23 protein-coding genes and 1 tRNA gene are annotated in these 23313 nt (G+C 64.3%); 6 read left to right on the top strand and 18 right to left on the bottom strand.

Annotated elements, in window-relative coordinates; genetic code table 11:
• Positions 1-7: 7 nt before the first annotated feature.
• From V0R62_RS05655 to V0R62_RS05640, 4 genes are all read left to right on the top strand, one after another.
• Positions 8-259, top strand: coding sequence for a hypothetical protein (locus tag V0R62_RS05655; RefSeq protein WP_408005630.1), 252 nt, complete (start codon positions 8-10; stop codon positions 257-259).
• A gap of 98 nt (positions 260-357) precedes the next feature.
• A tRNA-Thr gene (locus V0R62_RS05650) sits at positions 358-433 on the top strand.
• Between the two features lie 155 nt (positions 434-588).
• Positions 589-1734, top strand: coding sequence for a copper-containing nitrite reductase (gene nirK, locus V0R62_RS05645; protein WP_330103036.1), 1146 nt, complete (start codon positions 589-591; stop codon positions 1732-1734).
• Positions 1735-1811: 77 nt separating this feature from the next.
• Positions 1812-2024: a DUF3079 domain-containing protein gene (locus tag V0R62_RS05640; protein WP_330103035.1), complete on the top strand. Its 213-nt coding sequence runs from the start codon at positions 1812-1814 to the stop codon at positions 2022-2024.
• A gap of 105 nt (positions 2025-2129) precedes the next feature.
• On the opposite strand, the gene V0R62_RS05635 is transcribed toward V0R62_RS05640, so the two are convergent.
• From V0R62_RS05635 to V0R62_RS05620, 4 genes are all read right to left on the bottom strand, one after another.
• A complete protein-coding gene (locus tag V0R62_RS05635; RefSeq protein WP_330103034.1) occupies positions 2130-2543 on the bottom strand; it encodes a type II toxin-antitoxin system HicB family antitoxin in 414 nt (137 codons plus the stop codon).
• 17 nt (positions 2544-2560) lie between these two features.
• Positions 2561-2752 (bottom strand): type II toxin-antitoxin system HicA family toxin, encoded by a 192-nt coding sequence (locus V0R62_RS05630; RefSeq protein WP_186712060.1) that lies wholly within the window; start codon positions 2750-2752, stop codon positions 2561-2563.
• Between the two features lie 176 nt (positions 2753-2928).
• Positions 2929-3474, bottom strand: coding sequence for a phosphonate degradation HD-domain oxygenase (locus V0R62_RS05625; RefSeq protein ID WP_186712061.1), 546 nt, complete (start codon positions 3472-3474; stop codon positions 2929-2931).
• A gap of 72 nt (positions 3475-3546) precedes the next feature.
• The gene (locus tag V0R62_RS05620) at positions 3547-4602 is read right to left on the bottom strand and encodes an HAD family hydrolase (RefSeq protein ID WP_408005629.1); all 1056 of its coding nucleotides are present in this window, start codon (positions 4600-4602) and stop codon (positions 3547-3549) included.
• Positions 4603-4849: 247 nt separating this feature from the next.
• On the opposite strand from V0R62_RS05620, the gene V0R62_RS05615 reads away from it, so the two are divergent.
• Positions 4850-6241 (top strand): L-cystine transporter, encoded by a 1392-nt coding sequence (locus V0R62_RS05615; protein WP_330103032.1) that lies wholly within the window; start codon positions 4850-4852, stop codon positions 6239-6241.
• A 124-nt stretch (positions 6242-6365) separates the two neighbouring features.
• Here V0R62_RS05615 and V0R62_RS05610 read toward each other — a convergent pair whose 3' ends face one another.
• The 14 genes from V0R62_RS05610 to V0R62_RS05545 all read right to left on the bottom strand — a co-directional run bounded on the left by V0R62_RS05610 (position 6366) and on the right by V0R62_RS05545 (position 22493).
• The gene (locus V0R62_RS05610) at positions 6366-8756 is read right to left on the bottom strand and encodes a TonB-dependent siderophore receptor (RefSeq protein ID WP_408005633.1); all 2391 of its coding nucleotides are present in this window, start codon (positions 8754-8756) and stop codon (positions 6366-6368) included.
• A 119-nt stretch (positions 8757-8875) separates the two neighbouring features.
• Positions 8876-9859, bottom strand: a complete 984-nt coding sequence (locus tag V0R62_RS05605) for a FecR family protein (protein WP_330103030.1) — start codon at positions 9857-9859, stop codon at positions 8876-8878.
• Positions 9856-10389, bottom strand: a complete 534-nt coding sequence (locus V0R62_RS05600; RefSeq protein ID WP_330103029.1) for an RNA polymerase sigma factor — start codon at positions 10387-10389, stop codon at positions 9856-9858. The genes V0R62_RS05605 and V0R62_RS05600 overlap by 4 nt, the downstream gene beginning before the upstream one ends.
• A gap of 168 nt (positions 10390-10557) precedes the next feature.
• On the bottom strand, positions 10558-10959 hold the full coding sequence (locus V0R62_RS05595; RefSeq protein ID WP_028688526.1) for an ExbD/TolR family protein: 402 nt from the start codon (positions 10957-10959) through the stop codon (positions 10558-10560).
• Position 10960: 1 nt separating this feature from the next.
• A complete protein-coding gene (locus V0R62_RS05590; RefSeq protein ID WP_028688527.1) occupies positions 10961-11683 on the bottom strand; it encodes a MotA/TolQ/ExbB proton channel family protein in 723 nt (240 codons plus the stop codon).
• Between the two features lie 30 nt (positions 11684-11713).
• Entirely contained in the window at positions 11714-12511 is a 798-nt protein-coding gene (locus tag V0R62_RS05585) for an energy transducer TonB (RefSeq protein ID WP_330103028.1), read from the bottom strand.
• Between the two features lie 384 nt (positions 12512-12895).
• Positions 12896-13885, bottom strand: a complete 990-nt coding sequence (locus tag V0R62_RS05580; RefSeq protein WP_011536261.1) for a sulfate/molybdate ABC transporter ATP-binding protein — start codon at positions 13883-13885, stop codon at positions 12896-12898.
• A gap of 3 nt (positions 13886-13888) precedes the next feature.
• Positions 13889-14761, bottom strand: coding sequence for a sulfate ABC transporter permease subunit CysW (cysW, locus tag V0R62_RS05575; RefSeq protein ID WP_050707422.1), 873 nt, complete (start codon positions 14759-14761; stop codon positions 13889-13891).
• A 12-nt stretch (positions 14762-14773) separates the two neighbouring features.
• Positions 14774-15592: a sulfate ABC transporter permease subunit CysT gene (cysT, locus tag V0R62_RS05570; RefSeq protein WP_051098159.1), complete on the bottom strand. Its 819-nt coding sequence runs from the start codon at positions 15590-15592 to the stop codon at positions 14774-14776.
• A gap of 188 nt (positions 15593-15780) precedes the next feature.
• Positions 15781-16788 carry a sulfate ABC transporter substrate-binding protein gene (locus tag V0R62_RS05565; protein ID WP_330103027.1) on the bottom strand — a complete coding sequence of 336 codons (1008 nt, stop codon included), beginning with the start codon at positions 16786-16788 and terminating at the stop codon, positions 15781-15783.
• Between the two features lie 48 nt (positions 16789-16836).
• On the bottom strand, positions 16837-17019 hold the full coding sequence (oscA, locus tag V0R62_RS05560; RefSeq protein WP_016489716.1) for a sulfur starvation response protein OscA: 183 nt from the start codon (positions 17017-17019) through the stop codon (positions 16837-16839).
• A gap of 259 nt (positions 17020-17278) precedes the next feature.
• Positions 17279-20344 (bottom strand): efflux RND transporter permease subunit, encoded by a 3066-nt coding sequence (locus tag V0R62_RS05555; protein WP_330103026.1) that lies wholly within the window; start codon positions 20342-20344, stop codon positions 17279-17281.
• Positions 20341-21408 (bottom strand): efflux RND transporter periplasmic adaptor subunit, encoded by a 1068-nt coding sequence (locus tag V0R62_RS05550; protein WP_084941121.1) that lies wholly within the window; start codon positions 21406-21408, stop codon positions 20341-20343. Before V0R62_RS05550 ends, V0R62_RS05555 begins: the two co-directional genes overlap by 4 nt.
• Entirely contained in the window at positions 21405-22493 is a 1089-nt protein-coding gene (locus V0R62_RS05545; RefSeq protein WP_330103025.1) for an efflux RND transporter periplasmic adaptor subunit, read from the bottom strand. Before V0R62_RS05545 ends, V0R62_RS05550 begins: the two co-directional genes overlap by 4 nt.
• 286 nt (positions 22494-22779) lie before the next feature.
• Here V0R62_RS05545 and V0R62_RS05540 point away from each other — a divergent pair, with 286 nt between their 5' ends.
• The gene (locus V0R62_RS05540) at positions 22780-23235 is read left to right on the top strand and encodes an REP-associated tyrosine transposase (RefSeq protein ID WP_330103024.1); all 456 of its coding nucleotides are present in this window, start codon (positions 22780-22782) and stop codon (positions 23233-23235) included.
• Positions 23236-23313 lie beyond the last annotated feature (78 nt).

Here is a 23313-nt window from a genome sequence, read left to right as displayed (position 1 = left end):
GAACATCGTGAAACACACCAAGCCTTTCGCCCTGCTGACCCTCGCCCTGGCCATGACCGGCTGCGCCAGCGGCACGCCAACGAGCAAGCCCGCCCCGCTGAACTGGAACATGCCCGGCATGCAACTGGGCGGCGACCGCGGCCTGCCCCTGCACAACGCCGACGGCAGCTGCCGCAAGCGCGGCTGCGACAACGGCAAGCTGTTCTTCAACCCGGGCCAGCCCGAGCCAAGCGTCAACTCGATCCACCGCGGCTGGTAGGAAAATTCTCCTTTGTGCGCGGTGACTTAGGGGAATGTGCGATGGATGCAACGAAGTGGTTTACAGCGGCAAATCCATCGCTATAATGACGCCCCTGTGCCGGTATAGCTCAGATGGTAGAGCAACTGACTTGTAATCAGTAGGTCCCGGGTTCGATTCCTGGTGCCGGCACCATCCTCAAAAGCCTCGACGAATGTCGGGGCTTTTTCGTTTCAGCCCCTGCGACACATTGCCCACCCTCTCCACTTCTTGTTCTCCCTCAATAAACCCTACATTCAAAGCGGCTATTCCTGTGCCCGACGACTTTCGTCGACTTAAGGAGAAGTCCCATGAATGAGCAAGAAGGCGTGTCCCTGACCCGGCGTGGCATGCTGGCAGGTACCGTGTTGCTGGGCGTCGGCGCCTCGGCGCTCGGCAGCGGTCTGGCCCAGGCCGCTACTGCCGTGCCGGGCCAGGACCCGGCAGTTGACCTGGCGAAGCTGGAGCGCGTCCGCGTCGAGCTGGTGGCGCCGCCGCAAGTCCACGCTCACACTCAGCGCGCCGAGGGCAAGCTGCGGATCGTCGAGTTCCGCATGGTCATCGAAGAGAAAGAACTGGCCATCGACACCGCCGGCGCCTACATCCACGCCATGACCTTCAACGGCTCGGTTCCCGGCCCGCTGATGGTGGTGCATGAGGGCGACTACGTGGAGCTCACCCTGGTCAACCCGGCCAGCAACAGCATGATGCACAACATCGATTTCCACGCCTCCACCGGCGCCCTCGGCGGCGGCGAGCTGACCCACGTGAAGCCTGGCGAGCAGGTGAAGCTGCGCTTCAAGGCCGATCGCGCCGGGGTGTTCGTGTATCACTGCGCGCCGGGCGGAGCGATGATTCCCTGGCATGTGGTGTGCGGCATGAACGGCGCGATCATGGTCCTGCCCCGCGACGGCCTGAAAGACCCAGAGGGCCGGCCGCTGCGCTACGACAAGGTCTGGTACATCGGCGAGCAGGACTACTACATCCCCCGTGACAAGGACGGCAAATACAAGCGCTATGCCAACCCCATGGCCAGCTTCGGCGACATGAGCCAGCTGATGAAAGGGCTGGTGCCCAGCCATGTGGTGTTCAACGGCAGCGTCGGCGCCCTGACCGGCAAGCAGGCGCTCACCGCCAAGGTCGGCGAGACCGTGCTGATCGTTCATTCCCAGGCCAACCGCGATACTCGCCCGCACCTGATCGGCGGCCATGGCGACTATGTCTGGGCCTCGGGCAAGTTCGCCAACCCGCCGCAGCGCAACCTGGAGACCTGGTTCATCCCCGGCGGCGCGGCAGGCGCGGCGTTGTACACCTTCCGCCAGCCCGGACTGTACACCTACCTCAACCACAACCTGATCGAAGCGGTGATGCTCGGCGCCGCCGCGCATGTGCAGGTGGAGGGCCGCTGGAATGACGACCTGATGAAGCAGGTGCAGGCGCCCGGGCCGATCAGCTAGCGGCATTGACCCCGATCAAGCCCCTTGGCCATGCGCAGCATAGCCTGAGCGCAGGCACCCACTTCATGGAGGGAGACATGGCCAAGCGATTTCCCAACAACCCAAGCCATCCCGAACGGATCTGCTGGGGCTGCGACCTCTACTGCCCGGCCAAGGCACTGGCATGCGGCAACGGCGCGGACCGGACCATGCATCCGGTGGAGTTGTTCGGGGAGGATTGGAACCAACTGGATGATCACCTCGACAGGCCAGTCGACATCCACCCGGATCGCCAGTCGAACAGAGGCTGATGCGGCCCTCCAGATCTACAGATCTCATACGGGCTGAAACTGGAAACCCGGCAAGGTGGCGAATTGCGCGTCAGGCTGCGACTACTGCTGGACGCAATTGCCTGGTCACTTGCAGTCACCCTGCAAAATCCTGAGCGCCGCCTCGGCCAGGAAACCCGAGCGACTCTTGTGTTCCGGGTGGCTCTGCACGTACGAGTCGATGCGGGTGAGCAGGTACGCCGGCAGTGTGATGTTGAGCTTCTCGGCCTTACCCAGGTAACGGGTGATGTCGATATCGATCAGCGCCCAGGTACAACCGGCATAAGACGGATTGGCTGCGTGTACGCTGACCAGGCTGGCCTTGGGAATCTCCTGCTGGTCCTGGGCCAACAGTTCGAGGTGGCCTTCGATGGCTTCGCGGGCCATGCCGATGGCGTTGTCGAGGTCTTCGCCGGCCGAGAAACAGCCCGGGATGTCAGGGACTTCCACACCCCAGGCGTATTGATCGTCACCGGGGAGAATCGCAATGGGGAACAACATGGTGATGGGGCTCCTCGTCAGCTGGCATAGCCGATCCGCGCCTGACGCAGGATGCTGGCTGCAGTGGCCGGCAGCAGGTCTTTCTTCGGGTGCGGGATGGTGACCAGGCCTGCCTTTTCGGGATGCTTGAAGTGATGATGGCTGCCTTTCGAACGCACCAGGTACCAACCATCCGCCTCGATCACTGAAATCATTTCACGGCTGTTCATGAACCCATTCCTTGGGCCGGCCGCTTGGTGGTTAGTATAACCACCAAGCGGCATTTATCAACACCATACCCACTATTGCGACGAGTGGGCTGCCAGGAAGGGAAGTATGGTAAGAGGCACAGCATGAGCACTTGGAGAAATGATGCGGGATCTTGCGATGAGGGATAATGAATCGATCAAAGTACCGCCAGTGCCTTTTTCTTCAGTACCTCCAGGTCCATCACGGGCACCCCGGTCAGCTTCGCCATCTCGTCCCACTCGCGCAGGCGCAGGCTCACCCGGAATAGAGGATCGGCCTCGAAAGCATCGGCTTCGCTGTCGCTCATCACCCCGCCCTGGTACGCCAGCGTGCGCCGGCTGGCCTCGCTCAGGCGATCGTAGTAACCGGGCTGGCGCAAGGTCAGGTAACGCTTGGCCTCGACGTGATACTGCACCAGCCGCGCCAGTCGTTCGCTGAAGCCGCAGCGGCGCAGGTACTCGGCACCGATGCGTTCATGGCTGACGATGCCATAGCCACCCATGTCCTCGCCCTCGCACAGGTGGCCGATGTCGTGGAAGAAGGCGGCAAGGACCACTTCGTCGTCGTAGCCCTCCTCCATCGCCAACTGGGCGGCCTGGGACATGTGCTCGATCTGGGTGATGGCTTCGCCGATGTAGTCGGCACTACCGTGGCGCTCGTAGAGCGCGAAGGTGTCGCTGATGATCTGGGTGGGCGTGGACATTGTGCCTAATCCTGACTGACCTGGCCTGTCGCTATCGCGGGGCAAGCCCCGCGACAGGACCATGACGACTTGTTACTGAATCTGCTCCGGGGTCACGATCACCCAGTTCTTGTCCGCGGTAACCGGCAACCCTTCCCTGGCCTGGGCCGCCGCGTTCTTCGCGATCATGCCGTTGAGCTGATCCATGTACTTGGCCTTGCGGTTTATCCAAAGGTGGATGCCGCCCTTGCCCACATCCACGCCATGGAACTGCATGTAGCCATCGCTGGTCGGGGTATCACCGCCCACCAGCACCGGTCTCTTCCACTCATCGATGTAAGTGAGGATGGCCGCTTGCTTGCCGGCCATCCAGGTGGCCGGGGTCCACAGGTAAGGCGTCAGTTCCAGGCCTTCATTGGCCTTGGGATCGTACTGCCCCGCAGTGATCTGCTTGCGCGCCGTGGTCAGCTGGCCACTGGCGCGGTCCTTGAGCAGCAGGCTCACGCCGATCACGTTCTGCGGTTTGACGTTGTAGCCGTACTTGGGATCGGAGGCGACCATGCGCACCAGCTCTTCGGAGGCCGCGGAAATCACGTAGACCTCGATGCCGTTCTCCATCAGCTTGTTGTACAGCTCGGCCTGGCCGGTGAACACTTTCGGCGGTTGCACCTCGATGGTCTTGACCTGATCCCCCTCGAAATACGTACTGGGGATCGGCTTGCCCGAGGCCATCAGCTCGTCGACCTGCTGCTTCAGCTCCTTGAGGGTGAAGCCCGAGAACACCTGGGCCACCCAGGGGTAGCAGACCATGTCGTCGAGTTCGCACAGACGGTAGTAGTAGCTGAACAGGCTCTCCTTGTGCTCGGCGGTGTCCTTGAACGGGATCAGCTTTAGCGAGGGGTCGAGCTTGTCGCGGCTCAGCAGGCCCTTGTTCTCCATGAACGGCAGCAGCGCTTCCTCGAGGTCGAAGCGGTAGCTGGTGTTGTCCATGTCGAATACCGCGTAATTACCCTTGTTGGCATTGGCGGCAATCATCGCGTCGAGCTTCTGCGCGGCCTCGGCCGGCCAGTGCTTGAGCTCGGTGGCCGCCCAGCTGCTGGCGCTCAGCAACAGGGCCAGGCCGCCGGCAAGGATTCTCGGAGCAGACATCATGTGCGGTTCTCCAAAAGACGTGGCCGCTCAACCCTAGACCTGAATTGTGACAAACAGGCATGCGTGAGCGACCCCGAGACAACCGCAAACGCCATGTTCATTGCCAAAAACGACCAGGCGTTATTCCATAAACGACTATGCAAATTACTTTTAGGTATAAATTCGTTTGTTTTCAGGCTGTTAGCATTTCCGTTCGTAATCGCTCACAGAGGCGATGCCTCTTCCGCCTTTTCCTGGAGCTTCAATGAACCTGCCGCTGTCACTCAACCTGCTGGCGTTCCTGGCCCTGCTGCTGGGCCTGGCGCAAACCCGCCGCACCGACTGGAGCCTGGCCAAGAAAGTGCTGCTGGGCCTGGTGCTGGGCGTGGTGTTCGGCCTGGTCCTGCACACGATCTACGGCGCCGGCCACCCGGTGCTCAAGGCTACCCTCGGCTGGCTCGACCTGGTCGGCAACGGCTATGTCGGCTTGCTGCAGATGATCGTCATGCCGTTGATCTTTGCCTCGATCCTCAGCGCCGTGGCGCGCCTGCACAACGCCTCGAGCCTAGGCCGGATCAGCGTGCTGAGCATCGGCACCCTGCTGCTGACCACCGCCATCGCCGCGCTGATCGGCATCGTCCTGACCAACCTGTTCGGCCTGAACGCCGAGGGGCTGGTGGCCGGCGCCCAGGAAAGCGCCCGCCTGCAGGCCATCCACAACGACTACGCGGGCAAGGTCGCCGACCTCAACATCCCGCAGTTGCTGCTGTCGTTCATCCCGACCAACCCGGTGGGCGACCTGGCCAGGGCCAAGCCGACCTCAATCATCAGCGTGGTGATCTTCGCCGTGTTCCTGGGCCTTGCCGCGCTGCAACTGATCAGGGACGACAAGGACAAGGGCGAGCGCGCCCTGTCGGCCATCGACGTGCTGCAGGCCTGGGTGATGCGCCTGGTGCGCCTGGTGATGAAACTCACCCCTTATGGCGTACTGGCCTTGATGACCAAGGTGGTGGCCAGCTCCAACCTCGAGGACATCCTCAAGCTGGGCAGCTTCGTGGTGGTGTCGTACATCGGCCTGGGCCTGATGTTCGTGGTCCACGGGGTGATCCTGGCGCTGACCGGCGTCAGCCCGCTGCGCTTCCTGCGCAAGGTGTGGCCGGTACTGACCTTCGCCTTCACCAGCCGCTCCAGCGCCGCCAGCATTCCGCTGAACATCGAGGCGCAGACGCAACGCCTGGGCGTGCCGCCGTCGATCGCCAGCTTCAGCGCCTCGTTCGGCGCGACCATCGGCCAGAACGGCTGCGCCGGGCTGTACCCGGCAATGCTCGCGGTGATGGTCGCCCCGGCCGTGGGCATCGATACTTTCGACCCGCTGTGGATCGCCACCCTGGTGGCCATCGTCACCCTGAGTTCGGCCGGCGTGGCCGGCGTGGGTGGCGGCGCGACCTTCGCCGCGCTGATCGTGCTGCCGGCCATGGGCCTGCCAGTGGAGCTGGTGGCCTTGCTGATCTCGGTGGAGCCGCTGATCGACATGGGGCGCACGGCGTTGAACGTGAATGGTTCGATGACGGCGGGGGTGGTTACCAGCCAGTTGCTGAAAGAGACTGACAAGCAAGTGCTGGCCGGCGACGAGCATGCGCAGCTGAGTCACTCCTGAAGAATTGCCGGGGGCGCTTTGCGCCCCTTTCGCGGCACAAGGCCGCTCCTACAGGGGTATGCGATCCCTGTAGGAGCGGCCTTGTGCCGCGAAAGGGCTGCAAAGCAGCCCCGACGATCCAGGCTCAGTACACCGCCCGCAACGACAACGTGAAGTTGCGCGGCTCGCCATAGAAGTTCGAGCCCCAGGCACTGTCCACCCGCTCGTAATACACCCGGTCGAACAGGTTGTTGGCGGTCAGCGTCGCCGACAGGTGCTTGTTGAAGCGATACCCCACTTGCGCCGTGGCCACGCTGTAGCCGCCTTGGACGAAGTCCACGCCATTGCGCGTGTAGTAGGTGGAACTGACCACCCGCACGCCGCCACCGACACTGAACCCTTCCAGCGGCCCATCGGCGAACGCATAGCGTGTCCACACATTGAAGTTGTGCTTGGGCGTGATGCTGATGCCCTGGTAGTCGGCCTGACGCCCCGACTGCAGCCGGGTGAAGGCGTAGCCGGTGCTGACGCTCCAGTTGTCGGTCAGGTTGCCGGACAGCTCGGTTTCCCAACCCTGGCTGCGCACCTTGGCCTGGGCCTCGTAGAACGGCGTCTGGCCGATCTGCTGGGCGCGGTTCTCGTCGTAGATGCGGAACACCGACACGCTGCCGTTCAGACGACCGTCGAAGAACTCCCGCTTCAGACCCAGTTCATACTGCTTGCCCTCGCGTGGCTCCACCGTGCTGTTGCCGCCGGCGAGCTGGGTCTGCGGTTTGTACACAGTCGTGTAACTGGCGTAGGCCGACAACTCCGGCGTCAGCTTGGCGACCAGCGCACCGTAGGGAATCACCTTGCGGCGAACGCTGGTGTGAGGGTCGGAGAGTTCGTTGAAGAACGGGTTGGCATTGTGACCATCGCTGTCGAACCAGATCACCCGGCTGCCGAGAATCACGTCCAGCCAGTCGTTGGCGCTGACCTTGGTACGGGCATACAGCCCGTACTGGTTCGACTTGGACGCGTTGCCGTTGACCATGTCGTAGTCGATCCTGGGAATGTCGATGCTGCCCGGGTCGAACACATTGATATCGAAATACTCCTGGCCACCGTAGCGGAAATCCTTGTCCACATGCTGGTAGTCGGCGCCCAGCGTCAGCTCATGGGTTCGCCCGAACGCCTCGAACGGCCGCGTCACGAAGCTGTCCAGGCCCAGGGTCTTGATATGGGTGTAGTAGTTGTAGGCCACCGCCGAACTGGCGCCGGTCTCGGGATTCACCGAGCCGTCGGTCCAGGTGAAGTCGCGCGTCGGCGTCTCGGCGTCGCGGTAGGTCAGCGAGGTCTTGAACTGGCCGCCGTCGTCCAGCGCATGGTCGACCTCGAAGAAGCTTTCCCAGACCCGCTCGTCCAGCTCGTTCCACTTGGCGTCGTCGAAGGTCGAGCGCTTGACGTCGAGCAGCTTGCCGCTGTCGTAGGCCGGCAGGCCGAACGCGGGCACCGACTTGTTGCGCTGGTAGGCGCCGCCCAGAGTCAGGGTGGTGGCCGGTGACAGGTCGTACTCCAGGCGCCCGTACATCATCGGGCGCTCGTTCTGGGCATGGTCGACGAAGGCCTGGTTGTTCTCGTAGGCGGTGACGAAGCGCCCGCGCAGGCTGCCGTCGTTGTTCAGCGGCCCGGTGACATCAACCGTGGAGTGGTAGCGGTCATAGCTACCCGCCGACAGCTCGCCGGACAGGGCGAACTGCCCCAGCGCCCGCTTGCGCACCAGGTTGATGGTGCCGCCGGGCTCGCCCGCGCCCTGGTACAGGCCGGACGGCCCGCGCAGCACTTCGACGCGGTCGTACATGGCCAGGTCGAAGGCCGTGGCCATGTCGCCCTGCCCGGTGGGCTGGGTGACGCCATCGACCTGCACCATGTCGACCGGGAAGCCACGCATGTACACGTCGTTGAGGTTGGAGCCGGTGTTGTAGCTCTTGATCGTGGTGCCGGTCACCTGGCGCATGGCGTCCTGCAGGCTGTTCATGTTCTGGTCGTTCAGACGCTGACGGGTCATCACCGAGACCGACTGCGGGATATCCTTGAGCTTCTGCTCGCCCTTGCCGATGGTCAGCGCCCCGGTGGTGTAGGAGTGGGTGCCTTCGGTGGTGGCGCCCAACTGGCTGCTGTCGATCTTCACCGCGCCCAGTTGCATCGCGCTGTCGCCCGCGGCGCGCTGGCGCTCCAGGGTGACGCTGTCACCGTCGATGTAGGCGGCGCTCAGGCCGGTGCCCTGGAGCAGGCGGGCCAGCGCCTGGTCCTGTGGATAACTGCCGCTCAGACCCGCCGAGCGCAGGCCCTGGGTGAACTCGCCCGGCACCAGGACCTGGATCCGGGTGACCGCACTGAAGGCCGCCAGGGCCGAGTCCAGCGACTGCGCCGGAATGTCGAAACGGTAGACCTGCGCCTGGGCGGCGGCCAGGGCCTGCCCTGGTCCGACCAGCGCGGCGCTGCCAAGCGCGATGGCCAGGCCGAGTGCGGCCCGAGTGGCGGTGGATTTCATCAGTGGTGCTCCCCGAGATCGTTCAAGTCGTCGACTGGCGCGGCACGTCTGAGAGTGCTTATTATTTGCGCCTACGAAAACAAGGACGTCGGTTCAGCACGAATCCCCGAAAATATTTTCACTCAACCTTCGCGCAGGATACGCAGGTAGGGCGTGTACTGGTCGGCGCGCACGCCAAGGGTGTGGGTCAGCGCCTTGAGCACGGCGTCCGGCTTGTCGATGTCGAACACTCCGGAGACCTTGCGCTGGCGCAGAGCATCGCCCAACACCAGGGTCTGCCCGGGCCAGTAGCGATTGAGTTCGGTGACCACCTCACCGAGCGGCTGCTGGCTGAACACCAGTTGCCGCTCGCGCCAGGCGAAGGCACGGCCAGGCTCGAAGCCATGCACAGCGCCCGGTCCACTGGCCGCGTATTCCACCGCCTGCCCGGGCTCGAGGAACACGCCCTGGCCGGTGCCGACACGGATCTCGACCTTGCCCTGGGCCAGTTGCACGCGGGTCTGCCCGGCCGTCTCGGCGACGCTGAAGCGCGTGCCGATCACCCGCACCCAACCATCCCCGGCCCGCACCACGAACGGCCAGGCCGGGTCGCGGGCTACCTCGAACCAGGCCTCGCCGCGCAGCAGCCGGACACGCCGCTCTCCCGCATCCAGCTCGACCTGCAAGGCGCTGTCGGTGTTGAGCTGGATCCGTGAGCCGTCCTCCAGCTGCAGGCTGCGTGTCTCCCCCGTTGTGGTGGCGTAGTCGGCGCGCCAGCGGTCTAGCCAGGGTGTCTGGCCGACCAGCAAGCCCAACAGCAGGACGGCCGCAGCGGTACTCGCCACCTTGGGCCAGATGCGCCGCCGGGGCGCGCGCCAGGCGGCCTGCTGCTGCTCGCGCAGGCGCCTGGCCGGGCCTTGCAAGGCGCCCAGCAGGTCGAGCACTTCCTCCCAGGCCTTGGCATGGGCCTGCCCCTGCGCCCGCCAGACGGCGAACGCCTGGCGTTCGGCCAGGGTGACGTCCTCGGCGTGCAGGCGGTAATACCAGGCCGTGGCTTCGGCGAACATGCGCTCGCTTTCGGGCAGGTCGCTCATGGGATCGGTCGCACTCTCGGGATGGCGGCTCATGGACGTTGCCCCCTCGCGTCACCGGCCAGCCGCGCCTGGATGAAGGCACGGCAGTCGAGCAACGCCCGCCGCAGCTGGTACTCGACGCTACGCGGCGTGACTTGCAGGCGCTCGCCGATCTCGCGGTAGGTGCAACCTTCGACATGATAGAGCAGGAAGATGTGCCGGGTCGCCTCGGGCAATGCCTGGATCGCGGCCTGCATCAGCGCCTGCTCCTGCTGCGCGGCCAGCTGGTCATCGGCGCCGGGGGCGTCGCTGGCCAGTTCCTCGCTGGGCTCGCCGCCATCCAGGCGCTCACGGCGAATGGCCTGGCGCTGATGATCGCGCACCAGGTTGCTGGCAATCGTGAACAGGAAGGCCGGCAGGTTATCGATCTGCTTGTCGGCAGGCAGCCGCGCCAGGCGCAGGAAGGATTCCTGGGTCAGGTCGGCAGCCACCTGAGTATTGCCGGTGCGCCGCGCGACGAACGCCTCGAGGGCCTTCTTGTGCTCGGTGAACAACCGGGCGATCTGCTTGTTCCACGAAGACACGGCACATCCTGGCTCTGGGTCTCAAGAGGAGCGAACGCTAGCAGAAGATGATATTTGTTCGCAATTACATGAGGGTGTTTCAGCAAGATCCTCTGCCCCATAAAAAAAGGGCCATCCCCTGCCAAGGAAAATGGCCCCTAAGCACTTGCCTGAAGAGGGTATCGCCGGTCAGCGGGCGGTAATCACCGCCAGCTTGCTGATCCCGGCACGCTCGATCGCCGCCATCGCCCGGGCGACCTCGCCATAGTTCACACCATCGTCGGCCTGCAACTGCACACGCAGCTCGGCGTCCTTGTCCTTGGCAGCCTTGAGGTTGGTCTCCAGCAGGTCGGGCTGGATCTCGTCCTTGTTGATGAACAGCTTGCCGCTGCCATCGATGCTCACCACCAGCGGATCCTTCTGCTCCACCGGGGCCACGGCCTCGGTCTTGGGCAGGTTGATCGGGATAGCGTTGGTCAGCAATGGCGCGGTGACGATGAACACCACCAACAGCACCAGCATGACGTCCACCAATGGCGTGACGTTGATTTCACTCAACACTTCATCGCTGTCCTGGGTCGAGAAGGCCATGTCAGGAGGCCTCCTTCACAGGTTGGGTGAAGCCGGTGTGCTGGCGCTGCACCGCCGGGTGCACCAGCACGCGGAAGGCACTCTTCTGCGCCAGGCTGTAGAAATCGTGGGCGAAGTCGTCGAGGTCCGCCGCGGTCAGCTTGAGGCGACGGAGGAAGTAGTTGTAGACCAGCACCGCCGGCACCGCGACGGCGATACCCACGCCGGTGGCGACCAGCGCCGCGCCGATCGGGCCGGCCACGGTTTCCAGGCTCGCCGAGCCCGCCGCGCTGATGCCCTTGAGCGCCTCCATGATGCCCCACACGGTGCCGAACAGGCCGATGAACGGCGAGGTGCTGCCGATACTGGCGACCACCGCCAGGCCGGTCTCCAGCGAACGGCGCTCACGCACGATCTGCTGGCGCAGGGCGCGCTCCAGGCGGTCCTGGTGGTTGATGGCCTGGCTGAGGTCACTGGCCTGGCCCGGCTCGCCGACCGCGATCGCCGCAAAGCCCGCCTGGGCGACGCGGGCGGCCGGGCCTGGCAGATCGTGGGCGGGCTCGGCGGCAGAGTCGAGGCTGGACGCGGCCCAGAACTGCTGGTGGAAGCGCTTGTCCTGGTTCTTCAGGCGCACGAACTGTACGACCTTGACCAGGGCCAGCGCCCACGTAGCGACGGAGAAGCCGACCAGCAGCCAGATGACCGCGCTTTCAACGGATTCGAGGGGAGATGCCAACAAGCTCATGATGAAGTCCTTCCTGTATGCGGTCGCAAGTTAACGAAGCTTGAAATCGATCGGTACGCTGACCCAGCCCACCTGGGCCACGTCGCCCTGCTTGGCCGGGACGAAGCTCCAGCGCTTCACAGCCGCCAGCGCGGCGGCGTCCAGGGCATCGCGGCCACTGCTCTTCTGGATCTGGATCTGCCCCGGCTTGCCACTGGGCAGCACCTCCACGCGCAGCAGCACGGTGCCTTCCCAGCCACGGCGTTGGGCCATCTGCGGATACTCCGGCGCCGGGTTCTTCAGGTACGCGGCGTTGGCCGAGGCCGGGGTGACCGGCACGGGCGCAGGTGGCGCAGGTGCCGGCGCCGGAGGGGCTGGCGCGGCGACCGGTGTCGGCGGTGGCGCCTCGACTGGCTTGGGCTGCGGCTTGGCCACGGGCTTGGGCACCGGCTTGGGTTTGGGGACCGGCTTGGGCGCAGGCTTGGCGGCCAGTTCGTCGACCACCGGTGGCGGTGGTGGCGGCTGGACCACAGGGGCCGGCGGCGGCGGCTCGACCACCGGTGGTGCGGGCGCGGCGAACTCGATGGTCATGGGCGGAATCTTCGGCGGGATGACCGGCAGCTCGGGGGTCGGCTGGTGGCTGACCCAGTACGCCGCCGCGCCGTGCAGCACCAGCACCAGCAGGCCGAGCGCCAGTTTGTCGCGGCGCTTCAGGCCACTGACCGGCGTGCGTTGCAGGCGCAACTGGCCCAGCGGCAGGCGCAGCGTGCGTCCGAGCTCGACCAGGTCACCCGATGCCGGGCGCCATGGCTGGTCGTAGGCCCTGACGGCCGTCTGGACATTGCCCATTGCTAAAACTCCTGGGGTTCTTGATTCAGGTGTGTGGCTGAATCATCGGTGCCAGATGCTTAGTTCATAAAGAAATGTTTAAACGTAAAATTAGACCTTAATGGAATAATGATTTTGATGGTCTACCCACAACCCGCGTCGTTCGCGGCCTGCCGCAGAACAGCTCACGAATGATGCCTTGTAGGCATTCAAAATATTCGTCCAAGGCATCAATTCACTGCGAGGGCTTCGCCCTCGATCGCGGCACAAGGCCGCTCCTACAAAGAGATCGCGGTGCCCTGCAGGAGCGGCCTTGTGCCGCGATGGGCTACGCAGCAGCCCCGATAACTCTCAGGCAATAAAAAACCCGGGACCATGCCCGGGTTCTCCATCGCAAGCGCCAGCTCAGATATCCGCCACCTTCTGCCACACCTTCGGCCGGAAGAACAACGTCTCCCCCCGCGCCAGCCCGGTGAGGCTGTCGTGATCCTTGACCACTTCGGCCTCGATCAGCTCGCTCTGCCCTTCCACCTTCAGCGTCACTCGCGTGGTCGCGCCCAGCGGGCGGATATCGCGTACTTCGGCGGCATGATGCCCCTCGGTCTCGTGGCGCGACAGCGACACTTCGTGCGGACGGAACAGCACGTGGTGCCCTTCGCTCAGCGCCAGGCGGTTGGAGTCGCCAAGGAAGTGGTAGACGAAGTCGTTGGCCGGCTTCTCGTACACCTCGCCCGGCGAACCGATCTGTTCGATCACACCCTTGTTCATCACCACGATACGGTCGGCGACTTCCATGGCCTCTTCCTGGTCGTGGGTGACGAACACCGAGGTCAGGTTGATGTCCTCGTGCAGGCGCGCCAGCCAGCGGCGCAGCTCCTTGCGCACCTTGGCATCCAGCGCCCCGAACGGTTCATCGAGCAGCAGCACCTTGGGCTCCACCGCCAGGGCGCGGGCCAGGGCGATACGCTGGCGCTGGCCGCCGGACAGCTGCTCGGGGTAGCGGTCGGACAGCCAGTCGAGCTGCACCATGTTCAGCAGTTCATGGACCTTCTCGGCGATCTTGCTCTCGCTCGGGCGCTCGCCCTTGGGCTTCATGCGCAGGCCGAAGGCGACGTTGTCGAACACGCTCATGTGACGGAACAGCGCGTAGTGCTGGAACACGAAACCGACGTTGCGATCGCGCACGTCGTGGCCGGACACGTCCTCGCCATGGAACACGATGCTGCCGTTGTCCGGGGTCTCGAGGCCGGCGATGATGCGCAGCAAGGTGGTCTTGCCGCAGCCGGAAGGGCCGAGCAGGGCCACCAGCTCGCCGCTGTGGATATCCAGGTTGATGTTGTCCAGGGCCTGGAAGCTGTTGAAGCGCTTGCTGACGTTACGAACTTCGATCGACATGAATCATTCCTCCGCGGCGCTGTGGCGCAGGCGGTTAATACGGTTCTCGCTCCACTGCTTGAGCAGCAGGATGAAGAGCGCCAGGATCAGCAGCAGACTGGCCACGCTGAAGGCCGCGACATGGTTGTACTCGTTGTAGAGGATCTCCACGTGCAGCGGCAAGGTGTTGGTGACGCCGCGGATATGGCCCGACACGACAGACACCGCGCCGAACTCGCCCATGGCCCGGGCGGTGCACAGCACCACGCCGTAGATCAGGCCCCATTTGATGTTCGGCAGGGTGACGTGCCAGAACATCTGCCAGCCGTTGGCGCCCAGCAGGCGCGCCGCCTCCTCTTCCTGGGTGCCCTGCTCCTGCATCAACGGGATCAGTTCACGGGCGACGAACGGCACGGTGACGAAGATGGTCGCCAGGACGATGCCCGGCAGGGCGAAGACGATCTGGATATCGTGGTCCTGCAGCCACGGCCCGAACAGGCCCTGGGCGCCAAACATCAGCACATAGACCAGGCCGGCGATCACCGGCGATACCGAGAACGGCAGGTCGATCAGGGTGACCAGGATACTCTTGCCGCGGAAGCTGTACTTGCTCACGCACCAGGCGGCGGACACACCGAACACCAGGTTCAGCGGCACCGAGATGGCCACCGCCAGCAGGGTGAGCTTGAGCGCGGACAGCGCGTCGGGCTCGAAGATCGCCTCGAAGAAGGTGCCGAAGCCGTTCTTCAACGCCTGTGACACCACGATCACCAGCGGCAGCGCCAGGAACAGCGCGAAGACGATCCAGGCCAGGGTGATCAGCACCCGGCGCGAGGTGGCGCTGCTGCGTCGGGCGGCGTTGGCGGCGGCGGTTGCGCTCATGGGTTGACTAGACATTGCCGGCCTCCTTCAAGGGGTTTCGATGCGCCGCTGCAGCAGGTTGATCAGCAGCAGCAGGATGAAGGAAACCACCAGCATCAGCACGCCGATGGCGGTGGCGCCGGTGTAGTCGTACTGGTCGAGCTTGACCATGATCAGCAGCGGCAGGATCTCGGTCTTCATCGGCATGTTGCCGGCGATGAAGATCACCGAACCGTACTCGCCCACGCCCCGGGCGAAGGCCAGGGCGAAGCCGGTCAGCCACGCCGGCAGCAGCGCCGGTGCCAGCACGTGGCGGAACACCTGCAAGGGCTTCGCGCCCAGGCAGGCGGCGGCTTCCTCGACTTCACGCGGGATGTCGGCCAGCACCGGCTGCACCGTGCGCACCACGAACGGCAGGGTGACGAAGGTCAGCGCCAGGGTGATGCCCAGGGGGGTGTAGGCGATCTTGAAACCGAGGTCGGTGGCGAACTGGCCGACCCAGCCCGCCGGGGCGTACAGGGCGGTCAGGGCGATACCGGCGACGGCGGTGGGCAGGGCGAACGGCAGGTCGATCATCGCGTCGATGATCTTGCGCCCTGGGAAGGTGTAGCGCACCAGCACCCAGGCCAGCAGGGTGCCGATCACACCGTTGATGATGGCGGCGAACAGGGCGGTGCCGAAACTCAGTTTCAGCGCGGCCAGCACCCGTGGCGCGCTGATGATGTTCCAGAACTGCTCCCAGGTGAGCTGCGCGGCATGCACGAACATGGCGGCCAGCGGTATCAGCACGATCAGGCTGAGGTACACCAAGGTGTAGCCCAGCGTCAGCCCGAAGCCGGGTATGACGGGGGAAATGCGACGTGACATAAAGGTCCCTGGTTGAACGCACGAAGCCCGGAAAGGCTCCCGGGCTGGTGCTAGCTTCTGAAATCCTGGGGCTGCTTTGCAGCCCATCGCGACACAAGGCCGCTCCTACAGGGGATCGCGCTTTTCTGTAGGAGCGGCCTTGTGTCGCGAAAGGGCCGCAAAGCGGCCCCCGCTCTTTCCATTGCCGATCACTGTGCCTGATAAATCTGGTCGAACACACCGCCATCATTGAAGAACTTCGGCTGCGCAGTCTTCCAGCCACCGAAGTCCTTGTCGATGGTCACCAGGTCCAGTTTCGGGAACTGCTGGCCGAATTCGGCGGCGACCTTGGCGTCACGCGGACGGTAGAAGTTCTGCGCCGCGATCTTCTGGCCAGCCGGGCTGTACAGGTGCTTGAGGTACTCCTCGGCGATCTTCTCGTTGCCCTTCTTCTCGGCGTTCTTGTCGACCACCGCCACCGGTGGCTCGGCCAGGATCGACAGCGAAGGCACGACGATCTCGAACTTGTCGGCGCCGCCGTCTTCCTTCAACGCCAGGAAGGCCTCGTTTTCCCAGGCCAGCAGCACATCGCCCTGGCCGTTGTTGACGAAGGTGATGGTCGAGCCACGGGCGCCGGTATCGAGCACTGGCACGTGCTTGAACAGCTCCTGCACATAGGCCTTGGCCTTGTCTTCATTGCCGCCGGTCTTCAGGCCGTAGGCCCAGGCGGCGAGGAAGTTCCAGCGGGCGCCGCCGGAGGTTTTCGGGTTGGGGGTAATGACCGAGACGTCCTTCTTGATCAGGTCGCCCCAGTCCTTGATGCCTTTCGGGTTGCCCTTGCGCACCAGGAACACGATGGTCGAGGTATACGGCGTGCTGGCGTCCGGCAGGCGCTTCTGCCAGTCCTCCGGCAGGGTCTTGCCGAGCTTGGCGATCTCGTCGATGTCGCCGGCCAGGGCCAGGGTCACCACGTCGGCGCGCAGGCCGTCGATGACAGCGCGCCCCTGCTTGCCCGAACCACCGTGGGACTGCTGGATCTTCACCTTGTCGCCCGGGTGAGCGGCTTGCCAGTGCTTGATGAACTCGGCGTTGTACTGCTGGTAAAGCTCGCGGGTCGGGTCATAGGACACGTTCAGCAGTTCGTAGTCCTTGGCGATCGCGGAACCGGCAAAAACGGCACTGGCCAGGGCGGCAAGCGCATAACGGCGGATGGACATGGTGAAGCTCCCGATTGGCATTTTTCTAGTTTTTGAAGTGATGCGGTGTCAGCCGGACTTGTTGCCGGGCTGCTGCAGGCGGAACTTCTCCTTGCGTTCGATCTGCACTACCTGGGCGTTGTGCACGGTGATCTCCACCGCGCCGAAGCGCAGGTCGCGCAGTGCGCTCTGGATTTCACGCAGAATGGTGGCTTCGTCCTGACCGTCGATGCTGCGCAGAGATGCACTCATGCTCGTTCTCCTGTGAGTAAGGGTGCCGGGCAGAGGTTTGAAGGGGATTTGCGCCTGGCTTGAAGGCAATACTAGTGAGGCGCGGATATTCTTAAAAATACTGTTTAAGAATGTTTATATAACCAACTTTAGGTAGGTACCCTGTAGGAGCGGCCTTGCGCCGCGATGGGCTGCGCAGCAGCCCCGAGAATTCTGCAGGATGCCCACAACCTGGGGCCGCTGCGCAGCCCATCGCGGCACAAGGCCGCTCCTACAGGGGTCAATGTGGTCGCGGGGTTTTGTCCTCGGGCTCACGAATCTTGTACCAGGCCACATACAGCGCCGGCAGGAACAGCAGCGTCAGCAGCGTTGCACTGATGATGCCGCCGATCATGGCGTAGGCCATCGGCCCCCAGAACACTTCCCGGGCGATCGGGATCATGCCCAGGCTCGCCGCCGCCGCCGTCAGCAAGATCGGCCGCCGCCGGTGGTTGGTCGCCTCCACCACCGCGTCCCACGGCGAATAGCCCTGCTCCTCGAACTCGTCGATCTGGGTCACCAGGATCACCGAGTTGCGGATGATGATCCCGGCCAGGGCGAGGATCCCGAGGATCGCCACGAAGCCCATCGGCGTGCCCGTGGGCACCAGCGCCAGCACCACGCCAATCAGCCCCAGTGGCGCGACACTGACTACCAGGAACAGCTTCTGCACGCTGTGCAGCTGGATCATCAGGAAGGTCGCCATCAGGAACAGCATCAGCGGGATCACGGCGGCGATCGGCCCCTGGGCCTTGGCGCTCTCTTCCACCGTACCGCCCGTGGCCACTTCGTAGCCGACCGGCAGCTTGCTGGCAAACGCGTCGATATCCGGTTTGAGCTCGGCCACCAGGTCGGTGGGCTGGATGTCACCGACCACGGAAGCCTTGATGGTGATGGTGGGTTTGCGGTCGCGACGCCAGACCAGTGGCTGCTCTTGCTCGTAGCGCACGGTGGCGAAGGCCAACAGCGGAATCGAGGTGCCGCTGGGCGTGACGATCTGCAGGTTCTGCAAGGTATCCGGCGAGCCGCGCTCGCTGTCCTCGGCGCGGGCCACCACATTGACCAGGTAGATGTTGTCGTTGACCTGGGTGACCTGCACGCCACTGACGATGCTGTTCATCACATTGGCCACGTCCTCGGACGACAGCCCCAGCTGGCGCGCCTTGTCCTGGGCGATCTCGATGCGCAGCACCTTACCGGGCTCGTTCCAGTCGTAGATCATCTCGCCGATGTGCTTGTTGCTGTCGAGCAGGGTCGCCAGGTCGATCGCATGCTTGCGCACCTGGTCGATATCCTTGCCACTGACCCGGTACTGGATCGGCCGCCCCACCGGCGGGCCCATCTCCAGCGACTGGACGTTGGTGCCGACACCGACGAACTCCTCGTGCAGCAATTTCTGCAGGCGCTCCATCATGCCCGCGCGCTCCTCGAAGCCCTTGCTGACGATCACCAGCTGGGCGTAGTACGGGTTCTGCAATTGCTGGTCGAGGGGCAGGTAGAAGCGGATCGCGCCCTGGCCGATGTAGGTGCTCCAGCGCACCAGGTCCGGGTCGTCCTTGATCTTGGCCTCCAGGCGGTCGACGACCTTGCGCGTCTCCTCGATCGAGGCGTTCTGCGGCAGGTTGAGGTCGACGAGGATTTCCGGCCGGTCCGACGACGGGAAGAACTGGTTCTGCACGAAGCGCATGCTGAAGATCGACAGGGCGAACAGCAGCACCGTGCCGATGATGGTCAACCAGCGGTGGCGCATGCACCATAGCAGCCCGCCCTCGAACGCCCGGCCGACACGCCCGGGCTCGGCCTCGTGGGGTTTGAGCTTGCTGCTGCTGAGAATGTGCACGCCCAGCACGGGGGCGAAGAACACCGCCACCACCCAGGACACCAGCAAGGCCACGGCGATCACCGCGAACAGCGTGTAGGTGTACTCGCCGGCGGAGCTGGCGTTGAGGCCGATCGGCACAAAACCGGCCACCGTCACCAGCGTACCGGTAAGCATGGGGAATGCAGTCGAGGTGTAGGCGAAGGTGGCCGCCTGCTCCTTGGTCTCGCCCATCTCCAGGCGCGTGACCATCACCTCGACGGTGATCATCGCGTCGTCCACCAGCAGCCCCAGAGCGATGATCAGCGCACCGAGTGAGATCCGCTGCATGGTGATGTCGCTGTACTCCATGAATACGAAGACCATCGCCAGCACCAGCGGAATCGAGCAAGCCACCACCAGCCCCGCGCGAATACCCAGGCTGACGAAGCTCACCGCCAGCACGATCACCACCGCCTCGAACAGCGCGCTGGTGAAGCCACCGACCGCCTGCTTGACCACCACCGCCTGGTCGGACACGTTGTGCACGCCCACGCCCACCGGCAGGTCGCGGACGATGCTGTCCATCCGCGCCTTCAGGGCCGCGCCGAACACCTCGATGTTGGCACCGGCCTTCATGCCGATCGCCAGGCCAATGGCGGTCTGGCCATTGAAACGGAACATCGGCGACGGCGGGTCGACATAGCCGCGCTCGATATCGGCGATGTCGGCCAGGCGGAAGAAGCGGTCGTTGATGCGCAGGTTCACCGTTTCCAGGTCTTTCTCCGAAGCGAACTGCCCGGTGGTGCGCACCGAGATGCGCTCGGGCCCCGCCTCGATCACCCCGGCCGGGGTCACCGCGTTCTGCTGCTGCAGGGCCTGCATGGCCTGGCGCTGGTCGATGCCCAGCGAAGCCAGCTTGCGGGTGGAGAATTTCAGGTAAAGCACTTCATCTTGTGTGCCGATCAGCTCGACCTTGCCGATGTTGGGCACTTCGCGTACTTCGGCCCGCGCCACTTCCACATAGTCGCGCAACTGGCGCAGCGTGAGGCCGTCGGCGGTGAAGGCGTAGATCGAGCCGAACACGTCGCCGAACTCGTCATTGAAGCCCGGCCCCTGGATGCCCGCAGGGAACTGCCCGCGGATATCCTGGATCTTCTTGCGCACCTGGTACCAGATCTCGGGAATGTCCTTGGCCTTGGTGGTGTCGCGCAGGTAGACGTAGACGGTGGACTCGCCCGGGCGGGTGTAGCTTTTCACGTAGTCGAGCGAGTCCAGTTCCTCGAGCTTCTTCTCGATGCGGTCGGTGACCTGGTACAGGGTCTCGTCCTGCGTGGCGCCGGGCCAACGGGTCTGGATGACCATGGTCTTGATGGTGAAGGACGGGTCTTCCTCACGGCCGAGGTTGAAGTAGGAGAAGATCCCCATCAGCAGACCGACGAACATCAGGTACCAGACGAAGGACTGGTGCTTCAGCGCCCACTCCGAGAGGTTGAAGCTTCCTTTCATTGCGCGTCCTCGTCGAAGGTGACCTTCTGGCCGGGCTTGAGGCTGTTCACACCGGCCGTCACCACCCGCTCGCCGGGCTGCACGCCGGAGGCCAGGACGATGCTGTCGGCGGTTCGCTCGATCAACGCGACCTCGCGGGTGGCCACGGTTTTCTGCTGCGGATCGACCACCCACACCTGGGTCTTGCCATCACGCTCAAGCAGCGCGGTCAGCGGCAACTCGCTGCGCGGGCTCACCGCCGAGGTCAGGGTGACGCTGACCGCGGTGCCCAAGTGGAAGGCATCGGGCGTGCTGGTCAGGGTCAATCGGGCACGACGGGTACGGGTGGTGGCGTCAGCCTGTGGCTCGAGCTCGCGCAGCGTGGCGGTGGTATTGATGCTCGGGTCGAGCTGCGAAGCGACGGTAAAAGTGAGGTCCTTGTTCAACTGTTCGGCGAGCGGAATCGGCAGGTCGATCACCGCCTCCTTGACGTCCGGACGGGCCAGGGTGACCACGGCCTGACCGGCGCTGACGGTCTGCCCCGCCTCGGCCTGCCAGGCGGTGACCACCGCCGCATGATCACTGCGCAGGGTGCTGTAGCCGAGCTGGTCGCGGGCCTGGCTGACCGCCGAACGTGCCTGTTCCAGCGCGGCGCCGGTGGTTTTCAGGTCGGTCTGGGCGATGTCCAGCTGGGCCTGGGCGCCAACACCACGGTCGTATAGCTGCTGCTGGCGGCGGGCATTGGCCTGGGCATTGATCCATTGCGCCTGGACCTTGGCCAGGTCGCCTTCGGCGGCGCGCAACTGGTTCTGCTGGTCGGTCGGGTCGAGGGTGGCCAGGGTGTCGCCAGGGCTTACCCGGGCGCCGACATCCAGCCAGCGCCGGGCAATGCGTCCGGACACCCGAAACCCCAGGGTGCTTTCGTAGCGGGCCTGGATGGCGCCAGCAAAGCGGCCCAGCTGCGACTGTACCTGCGGCTCGACCAGCGTCGACAGCACTGGGCGTATCGCTTCAGGCGGCGCTTCATCGCCCCCGCAGGCACCCAGCATCAGGCTGGCCGACAGTATCAGCAACTGACGTTTCATGGTGCAGCCCCTCCATCCTTGGCGCTGACCTTCTCGACCTGCATGCCCGGGTGCAGCAGCTGCCCACCGCCTACCACCACGGTCTCGCCGCCCTTGATACCGTCAGCGATCACCACCTTGCCGGTGAGGTAGCGCGCCACCTGGACCTTGCGCAATTCGACCTTGTCGCCCTCGCCCACCACCCACACCGCCGGTTCCTTCAGCGCCTTGGTCAAGGCTGCCCAAGGCAGCTCGATGCTCGGCCGGCCCTGGGTGTTGCCGGTGGCCGTGACCGGTGAGCCCAACTGCATGCCGGCCGGCACGTTGCGCAGCGCGACCTTGACCTGCACCGTGCCGCTCTCGGCGGACACCGTCGGGGTGATCTCGCGGACCCGGCCTTCGGCCTTGATCGCCGGGTTGTCCAGCAGGCTGACGACGACGCCCTCGTCGCTGGGGGATTTCACCAGCAGCGATTCGTAGACATTGAACACTGCGTCACGGTCGCCATCGACCGCCAGGCTGAAGATCGGCATGGTCGCCTGCACCACCTGGCCAACCTCGGCCTGGCGCGCGGTGATCACCCCGTCGGCTTCGGACACCAGCGCCGTGTAGCTCAACTGCTCATTGGCGTTGGCCAGCTGCGCCTGGGCGGCCTTGAGCGCACTCTGGCTGCTGCGCAGCGCGGCTTCGGCGGAATCGTACTCACTCTGGCTGGTGTAGCCCTTGGGCAGGAGCTTCTGCTGGCGCACGAACGCGGCGCTGGTCTGGGTGACCCGCGCCTGCTCGGCGAACACCTCGGCCTTGGCCGAGTCGACGTTGTTCTGCAGGTCCTTCGGATCCAGGCGCGCCAGCACCTGGTTGGCCTTGACGTGGTCGCCGACATCGACGCCACGGGCGATGATCTTGCCGCCCACGCGGAACGAAAGGTCGGTCTGCACCCGCGCCTGCACGTCACCGGTCAAGGTGACCCGGGCGGCGAAGTCGGTAGGCTGCACCTGTTGCACCGCGACCCGGGGCAATACCGGGGCGGTCTCCTCCTTGCCACAGCCCGAAAGCATGAACAGCAGCCCCAGGCAAACGACCGACGATGGACGTGTCAACGTCATTCGGGCTCCTTGCTTGCGCGCAGATGATTCGTGGGATGCGACTGTTAGCGTAGATCAGGGATTGGAAAAGGGTACTGGGCTGGAACTTGTGCTGGCTGGACAGGCCTCTTCGCGGGCCCGCTCCCACAGGTGTCGTGTTTACCTCGTTTCCTGTGGGAGCGGGCTTGCCCGCGAAGAGGCCGGCACAGATGTACCCTCATCTCTGCCACATCTGGAAACCATGAACGATCTGCGAAACCTGCCTTTACAGCTACTTTTGAGCAGGTGATTTTCAAGGACGACTGACATGATCCGGGCTCAATCCAACCTGCTGCGACGCGGCCGCGTTTCCGAACCTGGCCGGTTTTACCTGCTCACCACGATCACACACCAACGCGAGCCGCATTTTCTGAGCCTTCGCAATGCCCGGCTCATAGTGCAGCAACTGCGCTTGTCCGATCGCGAACAGGCGTGCAAGTCATTGGCGTGGGTTGTGATGCCTGATCATGTGCACTGGTTGATCGAACTGAAGTCAGTAACGCTGCAAACACTGATGCGCCGCTTCAAGTCACGTTCTGGGCTCGCTTTGCGCAAGGCTGGCGTGCCATGCAATCCGATCTGGCAACCTGGTTATCAGGATCGAGCTTTGCGCAAAGAGGAGGATGTTCGAAATATCGCCAGGTACATCGTTGCCAATCCACTGCGGGCGGGGCTGGCCAGGAGTGTCAGGGAGTACCCGCATTGGGATGCGGTCTGGCTTTAATATTGCGGCGGGGCATTCGCGGGCAAGCCCGCTCCCACAGGTAAGGTATGTACCTCAGTACCTGTGGGAGCGGGTTTA

This window comes from Pseudomonas carassii (assembly GCF_036324045.1).
Classification (GTDB): Bacteria; Pseudomonadota; Gammaproteobacteria; order Pseudomonadales; family Pseudomonadaceae; genus Aquipseudomonas; species Aquipseudomonas peradeniyensis.
Note: the sequence above shows the minus strand (reverse complement) of the source record. Positions and strands in the feature narration are given on the sequence as shown.

What these genes read in the sequence shown, in the direction of transcription:
- V0R62_RS05540 (WP_330103024.1), top strand. Translation starts at nt 22,780, where the DNA reads ATGATCCGGGCTCAATCCAACCTGCTGCGACGCGGCCGCGTTTCCGAA.
- V0R62_RS05555 (WP_330103026.1), bottom strand. Translation starts at nt 20,344, where the DNA reads ATGAAAGGAAGCTTCAACCTCTCGGAGTGGGCGCTGAAGCACCAGTCC.
- V0R62_RS05545 (WP_330103025.1), bottom strand. Translation starts at nt 22,493, where the DNA reads ATGACGTTGACACGTCCATCGTCGGTCGTTTGCCTGGGGCTGCTGTTC.
- cysW (WP_050707422.1), bottom strand. Translation starts at nt 14,761, where the DNA reads ATGTCTAGTCAACCCATGAGCGCAACCGCCGCCGCCAACGCCGCCCGA.
- V0R62_RS05580 (WP_011536261.1), bottom strand. Translation starts at nt 13,885, where the DNA reads ATGTCGATCGAAGTTCGTAACGTCAGCAAGCGCTTCAACAGCTTCCAG.
- V0R62_RS05590 (WP_028688527.1), bottom strand. Translation starts at nt 11,683, where the DNA reads ATGAGCTTGTTGGCATCTCCCCTCGAATCCGTTGAAAGCGCGGTCATC.
- V0R62_RS05550 (WP_084941121.1), bottom strand. Translation starts at nt 21,408, where the DNA reads ATGAAACGTCAGTTGCTGATACTGTCGGCCAGCCTGATGCTGGGTGCC.
- V0R62_RS05605 (WP_330103030.1), bottom strand. Translation starts at nt 9,859, where the DNA reads ATGAGCCGCCATCCCGAGAGTGCGACCGATCCCATGAGCGACCTGCCC.
- nirK (WP_330103036.1), top strand. Translation starts at nt 589, where the DNA reads ATGAATGAGCAAGAAGGCGTGTCCCTGACCCGGCGTGGCATGCTGGCA.
- cysT (WP_051098159.1), bottom strand. Translation starts at nt 15,592, where the DNA reads ATGTCACGTCGCATTTCCCCCGTCATACCCGGCTTCGGGCTGACGCTG.
- V0R62_RS05620 (WP_408005629.1), bottom strand. Translation starts at nt 4,602, where the DNA reads ATGTCTGCTCCGAGAATCCTTGCCGGCGGCCTGGCCCTGTTGCTGAGC.
- oscA (WP_016489716.1), bottom strand. Translation starts at nt 17,019, where the DNA reads ATGAGTGCATCTCTGCGCAGCATCGACGGTCAGGACGAAGCCACCATT.
- V0R62_RS05565 (WP_330103027.1), bottom strand. Translation starts at nt 16,788, where the DNA reads ATGTCCATCCGCCGTTATGCGCTTGCCGCCCTGGCCAGTGCCGTTTTT.
- V0R62_RS05640 (WP_330103035.1), top strand. Translation starts at nt 1,812, where the DNA reads ATGGCCAAGCGATTTCCCAACAACCCAAGCCATCCCGAACGGATCTGC.
- V0R62_RS05630 (WP_186712060.1), bottom strand. Translation starts at nt 2,752, where the DNA reads ATGAACAGCCGTGAAATGATTTCAGTGATCGAGGCGGATGGTTGGTAC.
- V0R62_RS05625 (WP_186712061.1), bottom strand. Translation starts at nt 3,474, where the DNA reads ATGTCCACGCCCACCCAGATCATCAGCGACACCTTCGCGCTCTACGAG.
- V0R62_RS05615 (WP_330103032.1), top strand. Translation starts at nt 4,850, where the DNA reads ATGAACCTGCCGCTGTCACTCAACCTGCTGGCGTTCCTGGCCCTGCTG.
- V0R62_RS05595 (WP_028688526.1), bottom strand. Translation starts at nt 10,959, where the DNA reads ATGGCCTTCTCGACCCAGGACAGCGATGAAGTGTTGAGTGAAATCAAC.
- V0R62_RS05635 (WP_330103034.1), bottom strand. Translation starts at nt 2,543, where the DNA reads ATGTTGTTCCCCATTGCGATTCTCCCCGGTGACGATCAATACGCCTGG.
- V0R62_RS05585 (WP_330103028.1), bottom strand. Translation starts at nt 12,511, where the DNA reads ATGGGCAATGTCCAGACGGCCGTCAGGGCCTACGACCAGCCATGGCGC.